At 62.5% G+C, this 1,112-nt stretch carries 2 protein-coding genes; both read left to right on the top strand.

Annotated elements, in window-relative coordinates:
• Nucleotides 1-415: nuclear transport factor 2 family protein (locus EN879_RS36840; protein ID WP_164774889.1), on the top strand; the 415-nt coding region annotated here is incomplete at its 5' end.
• 37 nt (nucleotides 416-452) lie between these two features.
• Nucleotides 453-1,112: aldo/keto reductase (locus EN879_RS36835; RefSeq protein WP_164774888.1), on the top strand; the 660-nt coding region annotated here is incomplete at its 3' end.

Raw genomic sequence — 1,112 nt, 5'->3', positions numbered from 1 at the left:
TCGCATTGCCGATGCCATCGACCGGGCCGTCGACGCCCAGGACTGGAAGCTTGCACGCAGCTATTTCGCGGATCGGGCCACTGCCGATTTCAGCAGCCTTTCCGGACAGCCGGCGGCCAACATCGCTTCCGACGACCTGATTGGCGCCTGGGCGGCCAACCTCAAGGGCAGCAAGACAAGCCTGCATCTGCGCACCAATCACCAGGTCGTTCTCGAAGGGGACACGGCGACTGTCCTGTCGAACGGCTATGCCTGGAACCGGATGGAAGGCAATGGCGACCCGCTTTGGGAGGTCTGGGGCACCTATGAGCATCACCTGACGCGTTTTGCGGATGGCTGGAAGGTCGATGGCTTTGCGTTCCGCATGACACACGAGCGCGGCAATCCCTGGGTCAAGACCACTCCGGGCCAGTGACGCTCGGGCATCTATCACCAAGCATTGGAAGACGATTATGACCATGACCTACTACACTCTTGGCAACAGCGGCCTCAGGGTCAGCCGGCTGGCGCTGGGCACGATGACTTTCGGCACGGAATGGGGCTGGGGAGCCGACAGGGATACGGCGCGGGCGATGTTCGACGCCTATGTCGAGGCGGGCGGCAATTTCTTCGACACGGCGGATCTCTACACAGACGGCACGGCCGAAGCCTGGCTTGGCGAATTCATCGCCGAGCGCGGCTTGCGCGACATGGCGGTGATCGCCAGCAAGTTCACCATGAACATGCAGCCCGGCAATCCGAATGCCGGCGGCAATGGCCGCAAGAACATCATGCGGGCCGTCGATGCTTCGCTGAAACGGTTGGGGACCGACTATATCGATCTCTATCTCATGCATGTCTGGGACAGGCTGACCCCGGCCGAGGAGGTCATGCGCACGCTGGACGACCTGGTTCGGATGGGCAAGGTGCGCCATGTCGGTCTTTCGGATGTGCCCGCCTGGTATGCGGGCCGCGCACAGGCGATCGCCGAATTGCGCGGATATGAGCCGGTTTCGGCGCTACAGCTCGAATATTCATTGGCCGAACGCGCGATCGAGAATGAGTTCGTGCCATTCGGCACGCGCCATGGCGCCGGCATCATGGTGTGGAGCCCGCTGGCCAGCGGACTGCTG

The organism is Mesorhizobium sp. M7A.F.Ca.AU.002.02.1.1 (genome assembly GCF_003998535.1).
Classification (GTDB): domain Bacteria; phylum Pseudomonadota; class Alphaproteobacteria; order Rhizobiales; family Rhizobiaceae; genus Mesorhizobium; species Mesorhizobium ciceri.
This window is presented reverse-complemented; position numbering and strand designations above follow the sequence as displayed.